This window comes from Corallococcus llansteffanensis (assembly GCF_003612055.1).
In the GTDB taxonomy this organism is placed as follows: domain Bacteria; phylum Myxococcota; class Myxococcia; order Myxococcales; family Myxococcaceae; genus Corallococcus; species Corallococcus llansteffanensis.
Genome location: NZ_RAWB01001184.1, coordinates 1 through 453, shown reverse-complemented (window position 1 = coordinate 453; position 453 = coordinate 1). Strand labels below are relative to the sequence as shown.

The following is a 453-nucleotide window of genomic DNA, read 5'->3' as shown; positions in this document are numbered from 1 at the left end:
CCTATAATATCGGCGGGCACAACGAGTTGGCGAACATCGACGTCGTCCGCACCGTCTGCGCGATCCTCGACCGACTGCGTCCCCGCGCCGACGGCCGGCCCTATGCCGAGCAGATCAGCTCCGTCGCCGACCGGCCGGGGCATGACAAGCGTTACGCCATCGACGCCACCCGCATCGGCGACGAGCTCGGCTGGACGCCCGCAGAGACGTTCGCGACCGGGCTGGAGAAGACGGTGCGCTGGTATCTCGATAACGACGCCTGGTGGCGGCCGCTGGTCGAGGAAAAGGCGGCGGAACGGCGCGGGATCGCGGCTTGAACGACGTCCTGATCACCGGCGCGAATGGCCAGGTGGGCCGCGCGTTGCAGGCGCACGCCTGGCCGGACGGTTGGCGGCCGGTGGCGCTCGACCGGGCCACGCTGGACCTGACCGATTCCGCAGCGATCGCCGCGAC

2 protein-coding genes are annotated in these 453 nt (G+C 70.2%); both read left to right on the top strand.

Annotated elements, in window-relative coordinates:
* The coding region (locus D7V93_RS44045; RefSeq protein ID WP_208723389.1) for a GDP-mannose 4,6-dehydratase at nucleotides 1–317 on the top strand (317 nt) is incomplete at its 5' end.
* A partial coding sequence (locus D7V93_RS47790; protein WP_372338437.1) for a sugar nucleotide-binding protein occupies nucleotides 263–453 on the top strand: 191 nt, incomplete at its 3' end. The genes D7V93_RS44045 and D7V93_RS47790, both read left to right, overlap by 55 nt.